The 18,286-nt window shown below is 51.8% G+C and carries 22 protein-coding genes and 2 pseudogenes; 21 read left to right on the top strand and 3 right to left on the bottom strand.

Translation table 11 applies throughout. The features are described 5' to 3' along the window. Positions 1-13 precede the first annotated feature (13 nt). Positions 14-1,162 carry a hypothetical protein gene (locus D5085_04800; protein QEP42510.1) on the bottom strand — a complete coding sequence of 383 codons (1,149 nt, stop codon included), beginning with the start codon at positions 1,160-1,162 and terminating at the stop codon, positions 14-16. 509 nt (positions 1,163-1,671) lie between these two features. Between D5085_04800 and D5085_04795 the strand changes: the two genes are divergently transcribed. The 19 genes and pseudogenes from D5085_04795 to D5085_04705 all read left to right on the top strand — a co-directional run bounded on the left by D5085_04795 (position 1,672) and on the right by D5085_04705 (position 14,460). Continuing rightward, entirely contained in the window at positions 1,672-1,935 is a 264-nt protein-coding gene (locus D5085_04795; protein ID QEP42509.1) for a CRISPR-associated endonuclease Cas3'', read from the top strand. A 385-nt stretch (positions 1,936-2,320) separates the two neighbouring features. Continuing rightward, positions 2,321-2,932 carry a DUF1819 family protein gene (locus D5085_04790; protein ID QEP42508.1) on the top strand — a complete coding sequence of 204 codons (612 nt, stop codon included), beginning with the start codon at positions 2,321-2,323 and terminating at the stop codon, positions 2,930-2,932. Positions 2,933-2,952: 20 nt separating this feature from the next. After that, a complete protein-coding gene (locus D5085_04785; protein ID QEP45056.1) occupies positions 2,953-3,543 on the top strand; it encodes a DUF1788 domain-containing protein in 591 nt (196 codons plus the stop codon). Between the two features lie 11 nt (positions 3,544-3,554). Continuing rightward, positions 3,555-4,406 (top strand): annotated as a pseudogene (locus D5085_04780) (BREX system P-loop protein BrxC). Positions 4,407-4,417: 11 nt separating this feature from the next. Continuing rightward, positions 4,418-5,812, top strand: coding sequence for a hypothetical protein (locus D5085_04775; GenBank protein ID QEP42507.1), 1,395 nt, complete (start codon positions 4,418-4,420; stop codon positions 5,810-5,812). After that, entirely contained in the window at positions 5,812-6,363 is a 552-nt protein-coding gene (locus D5085_04770) for a hypothetical protein (GenBank protein QEP42506.1), read from the top strand. The genes D5085_04775 and D5085_04770 overlap by 1 nt, the downstream gene beginning before the upstream one ends. A gap of 3 nt (positions 6,364-6,366) precedes the next feature. Then, a complete protein-coding gene (locus D5085_04765; protein ID QEP42505.1) occupies positions 6,367-6,816 on the top strand; it encodes a hypothetical protein in 450 nt (149 codons plus the stop codon). 1 nt (position 6,817) lies between these two features. After that, positions 6,818-7,882: an ABC transporter gene (locus tag D5085_04760; GenBank protein ID QEP42504.1), complete on the top strand. Its 1,065-nt coding sequence runs from the start codon at positions 6,818-6,820 to the stop codon at positions 7,880-7,882. Then, complete coding sequence (locus tag D5085_04755; protein QEP42503.1) at positions 7,879-8,706, top strand: DUF4435 domain-containing protein; 828 nt, start codon at positions 7,879-7,881, stop codon at positions 8,704-8,706. Before D5085_04760 ends, D5085_04755 begins: the two co-directional genes overlap by 4 nt. A gap of 191 nt (positions 8,707-8,897) precedes the next feature. Then, positions 8,898-9,527, top strand: coding sequence for an IS607 family transposase (locus tag D5085_04750; GenBank protein ID QEP42502.1), 630 nt, complete (start codon positions 8,898-8,900; stop codon positions 9,525-9,527). Continuing rightward, complete coding sequence (locus tag D5085_04745; GenBank protein QEP42501.1) at positions 9,524-10,924, top strand: transposase; 1,401 nt, start codon at positions 9,524-9,526, stop codon at positions 10,922-10,924. Before D5085_04750 ends, D5085_04745 begins: the two co-directional genes overlap by 4 nt. Before the next feature lie 56 nt (positions 10,925-10,980). Continuing rightward, positions 10,981-11,826, top strand: coding sequence for a Fic family protein (locus D5085_04740; protein QEP42500.1), 846 nt, complete (start codon positions 10,981-10,983; stop codon positions 11,824-11,826). 101 nt (positions 11,827-11,927) lie between these two features. Continuing rightward, positions 11,928-12,446, top strand: coding sequence for a hypothetical protein (locus D5085_04735; protein QEP42499.1), 519 nt, complete (start codon positions 11,928-11,930; stop codon positions 12,444-12,446). 4 nt (positions 12,447-12,450) lie between these two features. Beyond that, the gene (locus tag D5085_04730; protein QEP42498.1) at positions 12,451-12,699 is read left to right on the top strand and encodes a hypothetical protein; all 249 of its coding nucleotides are present in this window, start codon (positions 12,451-12,453) and stop codon (positions 12,697-12,699) included. A gap of 299 nt (positions 12,700-12,998) precedes the next feature. After that, positions 12,999-13,232, top strand: coding sequence for a DUF2281 domain-containing protein (locus tag D5085_04725; protein QEP42497.1), 234 nt, complete (start codon positions 12,999-13,001; stop codon positions 13,230-13,232). Further along, positions 13,229-13,615: a type II toxin-antitoxin system VapC family toxin gene (locus tag D5085_04720; protein ID QEP42496.1), complete on the top strand. Its 387-nt coding sequence runs from the start codon at positions 13,229-13,231 to the stop codon at positions 13,613-13,615. The genes D5085_04725 and D5085_04720 overlap by 4 nt, the downstream gene beginning before the upstream one ends. Before the next feature lie 23 nt (positions 13,616-13,638). Further along, a pseudogene (locus D5085_04715) lies at positions 13,639-13,749 on the top strand (class I SAM-dependent DNA methyltransferase). Then, positions 13,749-14,222 carry a DUF1016 family protein gene (locus D5085_04710; GenBank protein QEP42495.1) on the top strand — a complete coding sequence of 158 codons (474 nt, stop codon included), beginning with the start codon at positions 13,749-13,751 and terminating at the stop codon, positions 14,220-14,222. The pseudogene D5085_04715 and the gene D5085_04710 overlap by 1 nt, the downstream one beginning before the upstream one ends. A 4-nt stretch (positions 14,223-14,226) precedes the next feature. Beyond that, a complete protein-coding gene (locus tag D5085_04705; GenBank protein QEP42494.1) occupies positions 14,227-14,460 on the top strand; it encodes a hypothetical protein in 234 nt (77 codons plus the stop codon). A gap of 68 nt (positions 14,461-14,528) precedes the next feature. On the opposite strand, the gene D5085_04700 is transcribed toward D5085_04705, so the two are convergent. Together D5085_04700 and D5085_04695 are read right to left on the bottom strand one after the other, a co-directional pair. Continuing rightward, complete coding sequence (locus D5085_04700) at positions 14,529-14,729, bottom strand: hypothetical protein (protein QEP42493.1); 201 nt, start codon at positions 14,727-14,729, stop codon at positions 14,529-14,531. Beyond that, positions 14,719-15,273 carry a hypothetical protein gene (locus D5085_04695; GenBank protein QEP42492.1) on the bottom strand — a complete coding sequence of 185 codons (555 nt, stop codon included), beginning with the start codon at positions 15,271-15,273 and terminating at the stop codon, positions 14,719-14,721. Before D5085_04695 ends, D5085_04700 begins: the two co-directional genes overlap by 11 nt. 206 nt (positions 15,274-15,479) lie before the next feature. Between D5085_04695 and D5085_04690 the strand changes: the two genes are divergently transcribed. Together D5085_04690 and D5085_04685 are read left to right on the top strand one after the other, a co-directional pair. After that, a complete protein-coding gene (locus D5085_04690) occupies positions 15,480-15,962 on the top strand; it encodes a hypothetical protein (GenBank protein ID QEP42491.1) in 483 nt (160 codons plus the stop codon). An 87-nt stretch (positions 15,963-16,049) separates the two neighbouring features. Next, positions 16,050-18,149 (top strand): PEGA domain-containing protein, encoded by a 2,100-nt coding sequence (locus D5085_04685; GenBank protein QEP42490.1) that lies wholly within the window; start codon positions 16,050-16,052, stop codon positions 18,147-18,149. The last annotated feature ends 137 nt before the right edge of the window (positions 18,150-18,286 follow it).

The following is an 18,286-nucleotide window of genomic DNA, read 5'->3' as shown; positions in this document are numbered from 1 at the left end:
AAAGTCGTCCTACTTACCAAAATTTCACGCTTGAGATGGCGCGATAGGCGCTAACGGCAGCGCTAGCGGTAGAGCTAATGGTACTTGTGGCCGCTTTCGTGGTCTCGCTCGCGACACTGCTAGCGGCGGATGAGACTGCGCTGCTACCACTGCTAACGGCATCACTCACCGCGTTGGCGGCACGGCTGACATCGCGAGTGCTGATATCGATATTGGCCTCAACCGATAGTCCGATGCCCAGATCGAGATCCATCTCTCCCCCTAGCATAATTCTGTTGCTGCTTAGCTCAAACTCGGCGCCTCCCTGAGCGCCAATAGAGGGGCCGACACTGACTCCGGCACCGCCGGTAGCGCTACTATTGCCAACGCCGACCGTCTGACTGGTGCCTGCGCCGACTTCAGCACCGGCATGGGCTCCGCCAAAGGCGCTAGCGCTAGCGCCGTTAGCGCTGATATTCTGACTCGCTCTCCCCTCGACTCCGGCTCCGGCATAGGCGTAACCCGAAACTTCAGTGATACTGGTAACGCCATCGACAACTTCGGTTTCGTTACGGACAGTGGCCTCAATGGAGGCCCCGATTTCAGCGCTCGCCTCGACCGTAAAGCCGTTTGGCCCTACCGTGAGCGACGCGCTCCCCTCAGCACCGACTCTGGCACTGGCGGTGGCGTCAATCTCGCCTCGACCGTAGTTAAAACGGCCATTCGCTTCAACGCCGATGCCGGTCTCAAAACTACCTTCGGCATTGAGTTGTGAGCCGTTAATTGAGACAGAGCCTGAGGCACGGGGGCCGATAGCGAGGGAGATATCGCCACTGGCATTGCCAGAACGGCTCTGGACGCTGGCGCTGCTGGTGGCATAGTCTCGACCTAGCCCTAAGTAGGCGTTGAGTTGCCGCATGGCCGGATCGCTCTGAGCCCCCCTGATGGAGGCGGCGCTACTCTCTGAACCGGTTGCCCGATAGGCGGCAAACATCTGCTGGGCAACATCGCTAAGGCTAAGACTGCCAAAGAGGTTGTTGTTAAGGCTGTTATTAGCCGGCAGGTTGAAGGGGGGAGTCGGGGGAGTCGGAATTTGAGTTCTGGACGCCTCGACAGTCGATTTTAGGCGCGAGGTATTGAGGTAGGCCAGTGTTGTGCTGTTGTCGTTGCTAAGGCCGATCATGGCTGCTTCTCCATATCAATAGTCATTGGGGATTTAACCGCTTTAGGGGTCAGCGGTCGAGCTGTCGGCCTCTGCACTCCTAATGCGAAATATACTCGATTTTGGTCGAAATGCCAGAAAATTTTGGCATTAAAACGGTGCAGCAAACGAGCGACAACAGCTAAGGGCGATCTTGGGATCTTGGTGAAATGGAGCCCCACTCTGACAACACGGCCTCTTGTTTAACTCTCTCGATAGTAACTTAGGATAGAAAGAAGAAAAATAGTGGCTATCTCGCTAGAGATGTTTTTAGTTGCTAGATGACCTGTGGTGAGTGTAAGCTAGCTACGAGCATGCCGTGTTAGGTCTTGGCTTGAGTCTATAAACAAAACTATAATTGAGCCATCATGCCAAACCCTCTACGGAGCCATGGCTTAGCGACAGGTCGATGCAAGAAATGCCCGATTGTTTGGTTAAAGTGTTGTTGTACATTGGTGTTAGCATGAGATGACAGGAACAAATTAGTTACGATGAAAGTAAAAAATAGCATGGCTCACTATCGTCAAGATGACGGCATGGCGCAAACATTGGCAGAGCATCTAATGCAAGTAGGCCATATAGGTGCTAGAGGTAGCGCAAAAATCGGCTTAGAGCCGATGGGTGAGTTACTGGGTTTGCTGCACGATTTAGGAAAGTACAGTGCAGCGTTTCAAACCTATCTACAGTCGGCTGTTGGTCGGATTGATCCCGATGAGGATGATTGGGTAGATGCGGGTAGATTAAAGGGAAAATAAATTGTGCTGCTGGTGTCGCCCTCCGTGCGGGGGGCGTGGATTGAAACGATAAGCTGTAACCTTACGCCACCATAGCGTGACGGCCTCGGAGCCGACCTGATAGACTTAGAGAGAGGGGGATCAGGCTCGGATCAGGCGTCTGGCATCGACCTTGTTAGCAAATAATCGGCTTTAATCGGTAAAGATCGTTTGACATCCGACGGCCAATTCGTATATTTTCAAGTGATTTGATTGGGAGAACTCCGTCTGTTTTCCCTTACTTCGCCTCTGGCGAGCGCATGGCTTAACCCCAATCGCCCACGAGGAGGTGGACGAATGGGTAAAGGCCGGTGGCGCTGCCGAGCATTACAAAAAGCCCTCTAATACACAAAATGGCTGACCAAGAATGAGTAATGATAGATACAGCCTGTCATTTACAACGGGCAGTCTCTTTCACCGCGAATCGGTGAAGCTGGCCGCGCTGTATCTTGATCTTGGCGACTGGAACGCTGTTCGAGACAAAGTCATCGCAGAAAACTTACTACAGACCAGAATACTGAATACGCTCAAACGAGTCTGCCGCGAGATCATCTCTCGGCTTAGAACGATGAGCCCAGGTGAACTTGAATTCCTTGTTGAGGGCAGCCACCAAGAGCAGGCTTATCTCCTGTGGCTTGCCGTTTGCCGTCGGTACCGATTCATCGCTGATTTTGCCGTCGAAGTGCTTCGCGAGCGCTATATCACGCTGAAAAGTGATCTGACCTCTGATGATTTTGATTCCTTCTTCAACCGAAAGTCCGAATGGCATTTGGAACTGGATGAGATCACCCCAGCGACGCGAAGCAAATTGCGGCAGGTCTTATTCAAGATACTTCGAGAGGCTGATCTCTTAGCGGCCAACAACATGATAAACGCTGCCATGCTCAGCCCGAGATTGTTGGATGTGATCCATCGTGGCAGCCGCAGGGATCTTTCGTGCTTCCCTGTATTTGAATCCGATCTGAAGGGGATGGCGTAGTGACATCAGATGTAGCCAGAATGCCAATGCAAGACAGATTTCAGCATCTTTTTGCTGTGATCTCGGGCCAGCGTTTTCTCAATAAGCAAGGTCTCGGTAACGAGGTTCCGTTCTTCATCTGTCCCTTCAAATCTGAAGAGTCCGTCGAAATGGAGCGGCAAAAGCCAAAGCTGATCAATCGCCTTGAGCAGGCCGGTATTCGGATTCTGGAGATCAATCTGTATGACCTTTCGATAGAAATCCTCAAAGAACGAGACATCTGGGAGCAGATTGTCGAGATGGAGGATTCCGTCTCCAAAGAGCAGCTCAAAGAGCTGTTGCAAGGCGTACTGGACCCGGAAGCACATCTTGTTCCGGCCATTGCAGCCAAGCTGGCAAGCACCGATTTCGAGGTTCTTTTTCTGTCCGGCGTTGGCGAGGTGTTCCCCTACATCCGCTCGCACAACGTTTTGAACAATTTGCAGAGCACGGCGAAAGAGAAGCCGACTGTCATGTTTTTCCCAGGAGCCTACACCCACTCCCTGGAGTCCGGAGCATCGCTTGATCTCTTCGGAAGGCTGCATGACGACAAGTACTACCGGGCATTTAACATCTTTCACTGCGAAGCATAAACGAGGGAAGCGTGATGACTCTTAAGACCATTTTTAACAAGCCAGTTGACCGCCCGATTGAAGGGGTCATCAAAGCTGACGATGAAGCCAGCTTATCCCGAGAGATTGAAGAGTATGTTCTGACCAACGAAGTCGAGAAGCGGCTTGAGTCCTTTCTGGATGCCTACAACAACTATGAAGGTGCCAATGGCGTTTGGGTTTCCGGCTTCTTCGGGTCCGGTAAATCCCACCTGTTGAAGATGCTGGCGCTCTTGCTCGAAAACCGGCAGATCGACGGGGCCTCGGCTCTTGATCTGTTCCTGCCCAAGTGTGGCGACAACGAAATCCTGCGCGGTGATCTCAAGCGAGCGGTCGCCATTCCGTCGAAGAGCATTCTATTCAATATCGACCAGAAAGCAGATGTCATCAGCAAGACCCAGATCGATGCGCTGCTCGCGGTCTTCGTCAAAGTCTTTGACGAGATGTGCGGCTACTACGGCAAGCAGGGGCACATCGCCCAGTTCGAGCGCGACCTCGACAGCCGTGGCCTCTATGACCTGTTCAAGTCGGCCTATGAATCCACTGCGGGCAGAACATGGCAAAAAGGCCGCGAGCAGGCGCTGCTGGAGGCGAAAAACATTGCCAAAGCCTATGCTCAGGCAACCGGTGGTGACGAGGCATTGGCCCTGGGGATACTCGATAAATACCGCAGCCAGTACCGTGTCTCCATCGAAGATTTTGCCGAACAGATAAACGCCTATATCGAACGGCAATCGACCCAGGAAAATCAAAAAGAGTTCCGTCTGAACTTCTTTGTTGATGAGGTCGGTCAGTACATCGCTGAAAACATCAAGCTGATGACTAACCTCCAGACCATCGCCGAGAGATCAGCGATATGAAGATTTCAATAAAAAATCTCGGCGCTATAAAGCAGGCGGAGTTCACGCTTGGCGAACTGACGATAATCTGCGGCGGAAATAACACCGGAAAGACCTATGCAACCCATGCGACTTACGGATTCTTGGACTTTCTGCGCACGAATGCTGAATTTCCTGTAAACCAAAGCGATATTGAAAAGTTGTACTCTGAAGGAGCGGTTCAAATATCACTTCAGCCGTACATCGGGGATTTAAAAAAGCATCTAAATATCAGCTCAAAAAACTACTCAGAAATATTGCATCGAATATTTGCAGGTAGCGAACAGCATTTTGATGATGCTGCGCTGACTTTTGATATGGATTGCGGGGATAGCAAGCTAACCGATAAGGTTGAACTCACATTTGGGACAGCCAACAGAGGCATTCTCAATATTAAATCGATCCCTGATATTAATAGCATTGAAATAAGCCTGATTGTTGAAAAATCCGATGATGAATTACCGCCCAAGCATGTTGTAGAAGACATGATCCGAAGTGGGATAGGGAATGTATTGATGGGAAGCGTCATTCCTAAACCGTTTTTAGCAAGCGCCGAGCGGACAGGAGCGGCAATTTTCCAAAAGGAGCTTGACTTTACTAGGAATAGGCTCGTTGAAATGCTGGGTGATAAAAGCGCTAAACTGCACCCTGTTCAATTGCTGGGCAAGTTTAGTGGTGAATACCCTATCGCAGTAAGGAAGAACGTCGACTTTATTCGCGAGCTGCCAAATATTACCCATAGAGAGAGCTTTATTCTAAAAAATCATTCTGATTTATTAGAAGCGTTCAAAGATATTATCGGGGGGGAATACAAAGTATCAAAAGATGGAGAAATTCAATTCCACCCCTCATCCAACAAACGCATTAAGTTGTCACTAGTCGAAAGTTCAAGTGCTGTGCGCTCGCTATTGGATATCGGGTTCTACCTTCGGCATGTCGCCACTCCGGGCGACCTTCTGATGGTCGATGAGCCGGAGCTGAATTTGCATCCAGAAAATCAGCGGCGTGTAGCTCGCCTTTTTGCACGACTGGTCAATATCGGCATCAAGGTATTTATCACGACGCACAGTGACTACATTATCAAAGAGCTGAATACCTTGATTATGCTTAATCAGGGAGGAGAACGGCTAGAGACTCTTGCCGATCGCGAGCATTACAAGGCCTCTGAAATGCTGAATTCTGACAAGGTAAGAGTCTACATAGCGGAAGAAGCGCTCATTAAGTTAGATGGAGCGCAGCGCAAAACACGATGCCAGACACTCGTTCAAGCCGACATTGACAGCAAGCTTGGGATAGAAGCGCGTAGTTTCGATAAAACCATAGAAGATATGAATCGAATCCAGGAAGAAATCGTTTGGGGAGGAGATGAGTGATGCCGGATATGGATATCCTTTCCCAAATGATCAAGGGCACTGCATTGGTACAACCGGAAGAAGAGTACGGCAAGCCGCTTGTCAAACTCAGTGAACCACAAGCACCAGATTCCAAGGCAACGATTCGAAATCTGCCAGCTAACGTAATGATTATCAAGGTAGAAGCATTCCGGTCGCCAGATGATGTTTTCAATGGTGGCAATGGTGAATGTAAACGCGCTGATTATGTAATCATCAGCGCGGAGAAGAAATGCATTATCTACATCGAGATGAAGCGCACAAAAGATGGATGGAACCAAATCGTCAAACAATTGCTGGGTTCACAGTGTTTTGTCAAATATTGCCAGGAGGTTGGCAAAGGTTTCTGGAATCAGAATGAATTTTTGAACGGCTATAAAAGTCGCTTCATTAGTATTGGGCATACCAGCATCGCAAAGAGGAAAACGCGGATCACCCGAAATGCAGAACGTCATGACACCCCCGACCGGGCGATGAAGGTCGACTGGCCTAACTACCTTCAGTTTAACCAGCTTGCCGGGTTGGGGGCTTAGTTCATGGAAACAGCAAAACTAAAAAAATTCGCTCAGTTCGCCCGCCGCAGCCTGCTGGATCAGGTCTCCGCCAAGCTGAAACGGGTGCTTGCTGAAAACAGCGCGGCTCGGCGTGAATGTGCCGTGGCTATAAAGAGGCTAGAAGAGGCGATCAAGGGGCATGGCAACGACTACCTGCGCGAGTTCCGCACCAAGCTAACCTCCCACAAAAACCATCTGGAGGCGGTCAGCATCAGCGCCAGCAGCAGCCAGAGCGAGAAGACCAAGGCCCTGAAGGAGACCCTAAAGATCACCAGGATGATCACCGAGATGGAGGCGTACGAACGCGAGGTGCTCTACCCTCTGGCCACCGAGCAGGTGAAGATCGACCTTGATGATGGCGTGAAGGTCAACTACCCCAAACTCGGCGCGGCCCTGAAGAAGATCGTCGGCCTGGAAGCGACGGAGGAGTGATATGAAAATCAAATCAATTGTCACTCAGGGTGTCGGATCTCTGCCGGATGGTGAAATTACCCTGAATAATGACTGGACAGATTCGGTAGAGTCAAAGGTTCTTTTTACTGGGCCGAACGGGTGTGGCAAATCTACCCTGCTCCGGGGTGTTGCCATGTTGTGGGATGCGCTGGGCTATTGGCTGGATCAGCGAAAAGTTCTGCCGCAAAAACATGAATCCCGTTCATGGCTGCAGCGATGGGATGGCTTTGCGGTAGTTCTGGACAGTCTGGAACCGTTTTATCCTGAACCGGTCGTGGTTCTGTTTGGTACGCAGGAATGGAGCAAGGAAATTTTACCTGGGTATGACAATGTGGCCAGAATCGGTGAAACATTTACGAGGGGGAATGTTGGCAAGCCAAAGCGGGAACTGCACTTGCCCAAAGAAGGATGGCTGGATGCCTGGAGCACCGCCCGGAAAAAACAGATACTCACCTACGAGGCTATAGATGCGCCGAATCTTGTTTATCTGGATGCTGAAGAGCGGAGGTGGGTGTCTCCGAAGCGAAATCTTTCCGAACCTCAGCCCGACTTGTTGTCTCAGCGCTGGCTGACACGCTATCTCGTTACGGATGACTGGAAAGGCCAGCTGGAAGCGTCCCTGATTACCCTCAAAACATCTCAGCTTCACCTCTATCATGAGGTAATCCGCTCCCTGAACCGGTTTTTAGCTGGCAAGGAGATTGATCCGGATATCCGTCCAGGTGAAGGGCGGATCCGGGTCAAACTTCAGAATCAGAGAGGACTCTCTCACTCCCTTGATGACCTCAGCGCCGGAGAGCATCAGGTACTCATTCTTATCTACCTCATTACCCGCTGGATGCAAAAAGGGGGGGTCGTCCTGATCGATGAACCGGATCTTTATTTACACCCTTCGCTCGTCGATCCCTTTTTGTCTGCATTAGAACAGCTGATTGTTAAAAAGGACGGGCAGCTTCTTATTACCTCCCATGCCGTGGATGTTTGGCATCGGTATGACAACAATGGGCTGCGTGTTGCGCTCCAACCCGAAGGTGGTGCGCGATGAGCAAGGGAATTTCAACAACAATCAAAAAGATCAAAGAACAACAGATCGGTGCAACACGTAAGGGTGTGTTGATTGTTGAGGGCGTTGATGATGCTGCTTTCTACGCTGAACTTCTGTCTAAGCGTCATGCTGGCTGGGAATCCAGTTTCTGCATTGTCGAAGTTGGCGGGAAGAAGATTGTTCTTGATATTTTGATCAGGGAGCCTGACTGGTTCGGGATTGTTGATCGTGATGAATGGAGCAGTGAAGTCCTTACCGAAAAGCAAACCACCCACCCCAATCTTTGGATCAGTCCCCGTTTTTGCGTAGAAAACTATCTGATAGTCCCGCAGGAACTTTGGGCGGCGTTTCCTGAAAAGCAGCGCAAAATCCTTGAAGGCGAGCATAAACTCCGTGAGGCACTCTTGAACGATCTTGATCGTTGGGTAGCACATGGTGTTCTGTGGTCGGTCATAAACCCTCTTTGGGAGGGATTGCGTTCTCGGGGTTTCAAAGAAGATCTTCTTTCACCTGAAGTAGCCCTCGATAGTGACAGAATCAAGGAAAAGCTCAAGGAATGGCATCAATTTCTTGATCCTGAGTGCATCATGGTGCGCTATGAATCGACCCTTGAACGAGTACGCGCATTGCCTCAAGACGAGCGGCTTAAGCAGTGGATACATGGGAAAAGTTTCTACTCCTCTGTGGTGAATCCGGCCTTAAATACCCTGCTGGGTCAAAAATCTGAAAAGGACAGACGGTCAAGCATTATCCGCACCCTGCCGCTTCCTGATGATCTGTCGGCCTTGTGGGACAGGCTTGGATCAGCAGGACTGATAGAATGAAATGCCAGCGCAACGCATGACCGATCCGCCTCTGGAAATTAAAGAAGGATGGGGTGGACGAATGGGTCAGTGGCGCTGTATCCCTACCCCAAACTCGGCGTGGCCCTGAAGAAGATCGTCGGCCTGGAAGCGACGGAGGAGCAATTAACAGTTGCTTGATTTATACTCGAATATGTCTATAATTACGTGTTATGAGCAGTAGATACAGCATAGGTGAGTTTGCTAAGCGCATTGGGCGGTCAGTGCAAACCGTGCGGCGTTGGGAAAGAGAGGGGAAGTTGCAGTCCAAGCGCCTGCCATCGGGGCATCGGTATTTCGATGAGTCCGATGTTCGCCTGATGCTGGGCGGGGCGCCTAAGAGGCGAGATGTGGTGGTGTATTGCCGAGTCTCCAGTGCGGGACAAAAAGACGATCTTGCCTCCCAGGTCAAAGCGATGGAAACCTACTGTCTGGGCGCAGGGATTGCGGTCGATGAGTGGGTGCAAGAAATCGGCGGCGGGATGAACTTCAAGCGCAAGCGCTTTCTCGCTCTGGTCGATCGGATTCATCGTGGGGAAGTGCGCCTACTGCTGATTGCCCACAAGGATCGGTTGATGCGCTTTGGCTTCGATTTGTTGGCGCATATCGCAGCAGAAAATGGCTGTGAGATAGTCGTTGTGAACCAGGAGTCTCTCTCCCCTGAGCAAGAGATGGTTGAGGATTTACTGGCGATTGTGCATACCTTCAGTTGCCGACTGTATCGGATGCGCAAGTACAAGCAGCAGATCAAGGAGGATTTTCCCGATAGTCCCATTCAGTTACCAAAGGATGTGTGCGAATGAAGGTCACGCGAGTTTTGAACGCAAAACGCCCGAACAAGGGCAAAGTCGCCGCATTGCGCGAGCAGGCGCGTCGGCTTGGCCAAGTGCGTACCGAGGTCTGGCAGAGGTTTGGGTCGGTCGGTGGCGTGGGTCTCTCGGATCGCAAGATTCGCGATGGCTGGCTGAAGGAAGGTCGCGCCTTTCCGGTTTCCGCCAACGCTTGGAAAGAGACCCTACGCGATGCGAAGGGCAACATCACCGCCTGCATGGAAGCGGCCAAGGTTAAGGTTCGCCAATCTGTCTTTCGTCACATCCGGGACGAAGCCGAGCAAAAACGCCTGTTCACTGCCCTCAAGCGCAACGAATGGACGGGCGATTCTTATCTGCGCCGGCTCATGCGTAAGCACTGGCATCATGGCCATAACCATACCCATAACCAGATTATTGTCCGTTCAGATAATTACACTACCTTCCTCCTGGGTGGGTGCGTCTGGATCAAGATCCCCGGCCTTGTTAAAGGTCAGCGTATCGCCATTTTGCTCAATACCACGATCACGCCAACTGGCACTCTGCGCGTCATTATCAAAGACGATGACCGTATTGAGGTTCACACCACCGTTAATGTCGAAACCAAACAGGATTGCGGCAAGCGCACCCTCGGCATTGATAAAGGCTACTCCGAAGTGCTTGTGGATTCAGACGGCGATCACCACGGCCAGGAGCTCGGTCAAGTACTGACCGAACAATCCGATAAGCTAAAAGCCAAATATCAGCGCCGATCAAAACTGCGAGCGCTCGCCAACACGACCCGTAACCCGCATAAACGCGAGCACATTCGTCGCTTTAACCTTGGGCGCAAAAAGCTAAACCGGCAGATGGACAAAACCCATGCAAGCATCCGTGATGTGGTGTTTCAGTCGGTTCATAAGGTTGTTGATAAAGCCGCCGTGATTGCGGCGGAAGAGCTCACCGCCCCGATGTCGGGCAAGTCCTTCGGCAAGAACGTCAATCGTCGGCTGGCAAGCTGGACGAAAGGCGTCATTGCCGAAGCACTTGATAGTGTTTCAAGCCGCAGAGGTTCTGCGGTCGTTCTGGTCAATCCTGCCTACACATCGCAAATTGATTCCCGCAACGGATGCCTACTCGGCAAACGCCAGGGGGATCGGTTTTACTGTTTCGACGGGGTTGTGTTGCAGGCAGATCAGAACGCTGCGCGAAACGTGCTGGCACGGTTGTCCGATCTTGACATCGATCGGTTCATGCCGTACCGACAGGTGAAGACGATCTTGCAAGCGCGGACTGAGCGCCTCCGGTTGGGACTGCTCAACCAGGACTCCAGTTGCTCGCCCGTACGGGTGTTATCAACGGAGAGCGAATTACCGAAAAACTGCCATGAGCAACTTTGCTTAGGTTTTTAGGAACAGTTGGCAACAGTACGGCAGCAGATGGCTGAGAAGTTGGAGGCGATTCAGCGATGAGTGACTACCACAAATTTCGTCCCTTATTGACGGCTGAACTGGCGGATGTTTGCGATCAATGGTTGGCAGCACAACCACTTAAAGCTGAATTTGAGCAACGACTTTGGCAGCGGTTACGGCTGGAGTGGAACTACAACTCTAACCACATTGAAGGCAACACCTTAACCTATGGTGAAACACTGTTGTTACTGATTCATGGCCGTACCCGAGGCGAACATCTGTTACGCGAATATGAGGAGATGCGTGGTCACGATGTGGCGATTGAGTATCTACGTAGTTTAGCTAAAGAGGAGCGCATGATCGGTGAAGGAGATATTCGTGATTTGAATCGCATCGTCTTAAAAGAGGGTTTTTGGCGCATTGCTGAAACGGTCGATGGCAACCCGACTCGCCGCTGGATTGAGCCGGGGGAGTATAAAACGGCTCCGAATCATGTCATTACCGCCACGGGTGAGCTGTTTCACTTTGCTACCTCGGAGGAGACTCCGGCAAAGATGGCGGAGTTTTGCCACTGGCTGACAGAACAGATTGAGCAACCGCAACAAGAGTTAATGCAACTATTAGCAGAGATACACCACCGCTTTATTGCTATCCATCCATTTGATGATGGCAATGGTCGGGTGGTACGACTGCTGTTGAACTATGTTTTACTACGGTTGGAACTATTACCACTCATTATTCAGACCAGCCGGCGACGAAGCTATCTCGATGCGATTGCGATGGCCGATAGTGGCGATCTGCAACCGTTAGCGCAGTTTTTGGAACAGTCACTACTTTGGTCGATGCAGTTGGGGGTTCGGGCGGCTGGGGAGTTAGTGGAATTGGAGGAGCTCCAGCGATGAATAGACTTGGAAATAAAATGTAACCTTACGCCACCATAGCGTAAAAAACGCCGCAACATTTGTTTCACTACTCCCCTGATGAACCACAGAGGAGAACAGAGATGCCGAACCCCACCCTAGCAGCCGTATCGCAGGCCTTTAAAGATTGGCGGGAGAACCCAGAAAAGAGCGCGCGAAGCCGAATTCCCGAGGCGCTACAACAACAAACCGTAGCGTTAATAGGCCACTACCCGGTGAGCCACATACTCAAAGCGCTGCGCATCAATTACCGTCAACTCAGTAGCTGGAAGAAGAGCCGGGAGGAGAACAACACCATCCCGGGATTCATCGCGCTTGAACCGTCAGAGCCGACTAGCGAACCTCTTCTGGCTCTCAAATGGACGACCGAAACCACTACCGGTCGGCCATTGAGTGTGGAGGGCGAGTTATCACCGGAACAATGGCGGCAACTGCTTCCCAAAACGATGATTCGCCTGCTAGTCTATGAGAACAATGGCTACTGGCTGATGACCAAACGCCTCTCCAAAGGCAAATACCGGGGTTGGCCTCGCCCGGCAGAGCCGATAAGTGCGATTAAGGCACAACAATTACGCCAACTCCTCTCAACTTTGGTAAAATAGCGCCATGACAGAGTTTAAAACATTGAGTAAAACCGAGATTGACGAGCTGATTGAGCGTGTTGAGAGAGCCATTGCAGAAGATTTGGCCCTCTCTAAAGCCGATAGGCAGCTACTGTTGGGGGGTTTGTTAATGGTCACAGAGCGACAGATCTCATTGTCTCTGAAAGATGTCACGATACACAAATGGGAAGAAAAAGCCATCGACTCAAAAAGCAGAGCGGGTGATTCGGTTGCAGTGCCATCACAACCATGATGAGCTGAAGGCGGGACAGCTCTGCCCAGAATGCGGTCATGGCCGGCTCTACCTCTATCAGCCGGTGATACGGGTACGGATTCAGGGCGAGTCCCCTTTAAGTGCGGTCGAACATATTTTCGAGCGGCTGCGCTGCAATAGCTGTGGTGCCTACTTTACCGCGACCCACAGGGCGAGGCCTACCGCCTGCTGACGGCGTGAAGGTCAACTATCCGAAATTGGGTGCTGCGTTGAAGAAGATTGTCGGTCTTGAGGGTAACGATGACTGATTCAGTGATTCAAATTGAGAGAGGTAAGCCATGGCGATAGCAGAAGAGATCTATTCTGAAGTGAAAACACTGCCGGACGATTTGGCGCGTGAGGTGCTTGATTTTGTCCATTTCATTGAAAATCGCTATGCCTTGCGGCAAAACAGCGAAACCATCGAACAACCACCCATTCGGCGGCGTACGCCAGGCAGCGCCAAGGGAAAGTTGCAGGTGCTGGTAGAGGATGAGGCACATCTAGACGATTTCCAGGGCTATATGCCGTGAGAGTGTTGTTGGATACCCACGCCTTTCTGTGGTTCTTGCTGGATGATCCGAAACTCTCTGCAACCGCGCAGTCGATCATCAGCGATGCGCGGACGATGGTTTACATCAGTCCGGCAATCTATTGGGAGATCGCCATCAAGATCAGTCTGGGTAAATATGCGTTGCCAGAATCCTATGCGTTATTCATGGAACGAGAACTGGCCCACAACGATTTCCATATCTTGCCGATCCTGCCAAAACATACCACTGCACTGATTGACTTGCCTTTTCATCACCGTGATCCATTCGATCGTCTGCTGATTGCCCAATCGCTCGCGGAAGCGATTCCGCTGGTGAGCTGTGACGGTGCTTTTGATAGCTATGGAGTCACACGGATATGGTGAGCGATCAACAGTCCGATAATCTGCTGGCTACAGTGCAGGTGCTGATCGACCTCGATGATGGCGTGAAGGTCAGCTATCCCAAACTCGGCGCGGCCTTGAAGAAGATCGTCGGGCTGGATGCGAAGGAGGATTGATGCCTGCTGACATGAAATTGACCCAAGGGGCGGCCTATCGCGATTGGTTGGCATCCGTCAAAAGCCGGATTCATGCAGCGCGAATGAAAATCGCGCTGTCGGCGAACAGCGAGCTGATTACGTTGTATTACGAGCTCGGGGCGCGGATCAGCGAGCGGGAGTCAACTGCGCGGTGGGGTACAGGTTTTATTGATGCTTTTAGCAGAGACCTGAAAGCCTCGTTTCCCGATGTGGGCGGTTTTTCAGCTAAAAATCTGCGCTACTGTCGAGCTTTCTTCCGCTTCTATTGTGACCCTGCAATTTGGCAACAGGCTGTTGCCAAATTGAACTCCGAACCTTGGGTCGGCGTGGAGGCCGAGCTTGCGCAACGCATCGCGCAGATTCCTTGGGGGCATCACATTCAGATATTCAGCAAGTGTTCCGGACTTGTCGAGGCGGTTTTTTTGACAGAGTTATCCACAGGATTAGGTTGATTACATGGCCCAAAGCTCAACCCCTAAAGCCGTTGATGGGTGGCATCAGCTGATGGAGTGGATGATACCGCTGTTGGATAACTTTCCCCGCACCCGTCGCCATACGCTGGCACAGCGCATTGAGAATCTGCTGCTGGAGGTACTTGAACTACTGATTGAAGCCGCCTACAGCCCACAAAAGCGCGACCTGTTAATCCGTGCTAATCGCAAACTGGAGCTATTGCGCCAAGGTGGGTAGCTTCGGCGAACGCCCTGCGTACCCCTTTCTCCCTTCAGCCCTACAAAACTTCGCCCCGGCGCTCTGTTTCAGGCTGCTTTAGCACGCTTTTGCTCTCTCTGTTTTAGATCAGCTAAAATTTCTCTGGAGCCCTTTAACAGTATCGCTAAACGCTGACACTGCGGGTTGTGTGTTAAGTCGGATGCCAGCATGGCGACATAGTCACTCCAGGCCTTAACCGTCATCTCTTTTGGATCTTCATAAAGCATATCGCAAGGATCAGAAACCATTTTCAATCACCTTTTTAGCCAGTTTAATCACACCATCACTATTATAACTGTAGTTAATCAACCCTTCAGTGTCCAGCAGCAACCCCATAACCACCTGCCAAAAGCCTGCTCCTGCTGTCCCCTCATCAATGATACCATCATCAATAGCGCGTATAATAAGTCGATGAGCGCGGGAGTAGTTATCCATAACCGTAATAATAGCAGCGGTATCGGTTAAAGTAACTCCGCTCTTTTGGGCTACTGATACGCCCCCTTGATGCCCATGAGCATAAACCTGGCCTAGTTCTGTACGAGACAGTAATATGGCCAAATCGTCCCGACTAAGGCTATCACCAAAAGGGTGATTATGGTGAACGGTGATACTCGCGTCAGGCTCATCGGGATAGCGGGGAATCAGTAATTTGTTTTCAAACGCCCCACCAACTCTGACAATTCGACCAGATGAAAAAATGATAGCTCCGTACTCTTTGCCGCTATCCTTTCCCCTGCTAATAACATAGTCCGCAGCCTCAGCGTTTACTCTATCCAGCTTAACCGGATACAAATCACCAAGGCACAACGCTAACTCTTCAGACTGCATCCCACGATTATAGCGTGTTCGGCTCGGGATATGCACAGTTAAATCGTATGCCTTTAGGGAGGGAGAGACTCGCGCTTTAGCGAAGCGAGTGACACCCAGCTCTACACAACCCGACCCTCTGCCTCTACTTCTGGAAACAGTGGCAACACAGCTGCGCATACCCCAAACAGATGCTGGACGACAACTTAGCGATGGACAAAAACCGCATCGCCTACATCGCCAGCCTGCCGCACGGCAGCGAAGTGATTGAACAACTCACCGCCAGCGACCGCGCAGTGACAATGTGGCTCCAGACCGGCTTCGGTATCGAAAAGCTGTTAGCACGCGAAGTACCGGATAAGGGCTACCTGCTGTCGCTGCTCTACGAAGTCCGCCCCGACCGCCGCCAGAGTCCGCTCCTCGACCACCTGTTTGAGCTTAAATTCATCCCGCTCAAACAGCTCAAACTGAGCGACCGCGAGCTGCAAGCGATGAGCCGGGAGGAGTTAGCCGAGTTACCGCTGGTCAAAGCCGCGCTCGAAGGTGCGAAGCAGCAGGGAGAAGCCTACTGGCAACAACTCCAGCACGACCAACCCCAAAAAGCGTGGCAACTACAACGCCATGCAGTGGTGCTACTCGGCTTTAGCCGGCTGGTGTGGTTGGGTGAGTGCTGACCGAATCGCCCTACTATTTGACTTGAGCCCAGCGACCCGTTTCGGTAGTATGCCTTACCCCCCTTTAACCACCATAGGCTTACGAGCATGAACTATCGACTACTGCCCCTGTTACTATCTCTACTACTATCGCCGTGGCTACAAGCGCAGAACCGGGGCAGCCTGCCGGTGGACATCGCCCTACCCGATGGCAAACCGCTGCTGCAATACCAACAGAGCCACGCGCTCATTATTGGTGTCAGTGACTACACGGCGGGGTGGGACGATTTAGACAGCATCCCCACAGAGCTGGATGATGTTGTGGCGGTTTTAGAAGAGCAGAGCTACCAAATTCACCGTCTCGATAACCCTGACAGCCGCGAACTAGAAGCGGAGATAAAACAGTTTCTGGAACAGTATGGCTACGCCCGTAATAACCGTCTGCTGGTCTATTACTCTGGTCACGGTTACAGCCTTGATAACGGGCGGCAAGGCTTTTTAGTCCCGACCGATGCACCGCTCCCCTCCCGTGATGAAGCAGGGTTTCGGCGCAAAGCACTTAACTTTAACGACATCTTGGCGTGGAACCGCAACATCACCACCAACCATGTACTGTTTCTGTTTGATAGCTGTTTTTCCGGCACCATTTTAGCGGCCAAAGGGGCGGATGAGCCACCGCCACTGATTAGCAAACTGATGGCCGAACCGGTAAGACGCTTTATCACCGCCGGCAGTGCGGGAGAGGAAGTACCGGCGCACAGCGTCTTTACGCCAGCGTTTGTCGATGCGATACGCTACCGCAAAGGGGACTTAAACCGCGATGGTTACATTACTGGCGAAGAGCTGGGGCTACACCTGAAACAGACCGTTGGTAACCACAGCGACCAGACGCCGCAGTCGGGGACGATTAAAGACTACCACCTTTCGCGCGGGGATATTATTTTAGTCGCCGGTGGCAGCAGCCAAATTATTCCCGCCCCGCAACCGACAGCGCTAACGGGGATACTAGCGATAGACAGCACCCCCGGTGGTGCGATTATTCGTCTTAATGGTGCCAAAGTCGGCGCAGCGCCACAGACGATTCCCGGTTTGCCGGCTAATAAGAGCTACGAGCTAAGTGCAGAAAAAGCGGGTTATCAAAGCGAAAGCGAGACGATATTTTTAAGCGCGAGCAATCAGCCGAGAGTGGTCAACTTTATTTTGGACTCACTCACCCGCGAGCCGGCGAATCACCCGTTCACGGTCAGCACCACCCCGGTCGATGCCCGTGTTCGCATTCTTAACATCGTCCCGAAATACTATGATGGCATAGAACTAAAAGATGGCCGCTACCGGATTGAAGTCACGGCGGACGGCTATGAAAAGCATCTTGAGTGGGTCGAGCATGGTGGTAGAGCGACGACGCATCATGTCACGCTCAGTGAGATAGCCCAGTCGGTACAACAAACGAGCGCCCCCTCACAAAGCAGCTCACGCCCGACGACAACCAGCAGCCAGCAGCGCCGCAGCTACGAACCGGAGATGGAACCAGTGCCCGGTGGCTGCTATCAGATGGGCAGCAACAGTGGTGATAGTGACGAAAAACCGGTACACCGCGTCTGTGTTAATAGTTTTAAGATAGGCAAATACGAAATCACCCAAAGCCAATGGCAGGCAGTGATGGGGGGCAATCCGAGCCGTTTTAGTAACTGCGGCAGCAACTGCCCGGTAGAACAGGTCAGTTGGGATGATATTCAGCAATACATCAAAAAACTGAACCAAAAGACGAGCAAGCGTTACCGTTTACCGAGTGAGGCTGAGTGGGAGTATGCGGCTCGAGGCGGCACCACCACTCCGTTCTGGACAGGAAATTGTATCACTACAAAGCAAGCAAACTATAATGGTAATTATGACTATAAAGATTGCGGCGCTAAGACCGGCACCTATCGCAAGATAACACTACCTGTTGGCTCGTTTCAACCCAACGCCTTTGGGTTATATGACATGAGCGGCAATGTCTGGGAGTGGGTGCAGGATTGTTGGAACAACAGCTACCATGGCGCTCCGGCTGATGGCAGTGCTTGGGAGAGCGGTGAGTGTGGCCAGCGCGTTCTGCGCGGTGGTTCCTGGAGCAGCGGACCGATCAACCTCCGTTCGGCCGACCGCAACTGGAACTTCACCGGCCTCCCCGGGACCAGCCTCGGCTTCCGTCTGATTCTCCAGGACTAACCCTATGTCCCCCTTACCCTTTTACCCTTTAAACTCAGTGGGACGGATTAGGTGATGAGTGCCGATGGAGCCGTTACAGAGTGCCCCGCGTGCGGGGCTCGCGCGATTTTTTTGACAGAGTTATCCACAGGTTTAGG

The sequence above is a fragment of the Ectothiorhodospiraceae bacterium BW-2 genome, from assembly GCA_008375315.1.
In the GTDB taxonomy this organism is placed as follows: Bacteria; Pseudomonadota; Gammaproteobacteria; order Thiohalomonadales; family Thiohalomonadaceae; genus BW-2.
This window is presented reverse-complemented; position numbering and strand designations above follow the sequence as displayed.

Excerpts from the sequence above, each read along its gene's own strand:
- D5085_04800 (QEP42510.1), bottom strand. The coding sequence starts at position 1,162 with ATGATCGGCCTTAGCAACGACAACAGCACAACACTGGCCTACCTCAAT.
- D5085_04795 (QEP42509.1), top strand. The coding sequence starts at position 1,672 with ATGAAAGTAAAAAATAGCATGGCTCACTATCGTCAAGATGACGGCATG.
- D5085_04790 (QEP42508.1), top strand. The coding sequence starts at position 2,321 with ATGAGTAATGATAGATACAGCCTGTCATTTACAACGGGCAGTCTCTTT.
- D5085_04785 (QEP45056.1), top strand. The coding sequence starts at position 2,953 with ATGCCAATGCAAGACAGATTTCAGCATCTTTTTGCTGTGATCTCGGGC.
- D5085_04775 (QEP42507.1), top strand. The coding sequence starts at position 4,418 with ATGAAGATTTCAATAAAAAATCTCGGCGCTATAAAGCAGGCGGAGTTC.
- D5085_04770 (QEP42506.1), top strand. The coding sequence starts at position 5,812 with ATGCCGGATATGGATATCCTTTCCCAAATGATCAAGGGCACTGCATTG.
- D5085_04765 (QEP42505.1), top strand. The coding sequence starts at position 6,367 with ATGGAAACAGCAAAACTAAAAAAATTCGCTCAGTTCGCCCGCCGCAGC.
- D5085_04760 (QEP42504.1), top strand. The coding sequence starts at position 6,818 with ATGAAAATCAAATCAATTGTCACTCAGGGTGTCGGATCTCTGCCGGAT.
- D5085_04755 (QEP42503.1), top strand. The coding sequence starts at position 7,879 with ATGAGCAAGGGAATTTCAACAACAATCAAAAAGATCAAAGAACAACAG.
- D5085_04750 (QEP42502.1), top strand. The coding sequence starts at position 8,898 with ATGAGCAGTAGATACAGCATAGGTGAGTTTGCTAAGCGCATTGGGCGG.
- D5085_04745 (QEP42501.1), top strand. The coding sequence starts at position 9,524 with ATGAAGGTCACGCGAGTTTTGAACGCAAAACGCCCGAACAAGGGCAAA.
- D5085_04740 (QEP42500.1), top strand. The coding sequence starts at position 10,981 with ATGAGTGACTACCACAAATTTCGTCCCTTATTGACGGCTGAACTGGCG.
- D5085_04735 (QEP42499.1), top strand. The coding sequence starts at position 11,928 with ATGCCGAACCCCACCCTAGCAGCCGTATCGCAGGCCTTTAAAGATTGG.
- D5085_04730 (QEP42498.1), top strand. The coding sequence starts at position 12,451 with ATGACAGAGTTTAAAACATTGAGTAAAACCGAGATTGACGAGCTGATT.
- D5085_04725 (QEP42497.1), top strand. The coding sequence starts at position 12,999 with ATGGCGATAGCAGAAGAGATCTATTCTGAAGTGAAAACACTGCCGGAC.
- D5085_04710 (QEP42495.1), top strand. The coding sequence starts at position 13,749 with ATGCCTGCTGACATGAAATTGACCCAAGGGGCGGCCTATCGCGATTGG.
- D5085_04705 (QEP42494.1), top strand. The coding sequence starts at position 14,227 with ATGGCCCAAAGCTCAACCCCTAAAGCCGTTGATGGGTGGCATCAGCTG.
- D5085_04700 (QEP42493.1), bottom strand. The coding sequence starts at position 14,729 with ATGGTTTCTGATCCTTGCGATATGCTTTATGAAGATCCAAAAGAGATG.
- D5085_04690 (QEP42491.1), top strand. The coding sequence starts at position 15,480 with ATGCTGGACGACAACTTAGCGATGGACAAAAACCGCATCGCCTACATC.
- D5085_04685 (QEP42490.1), top strand. The coding sequence starts at position 16,050 with ATGAACTATCGACTACTGCCCCTGTTACTATCTCTACTACTATCGCCG.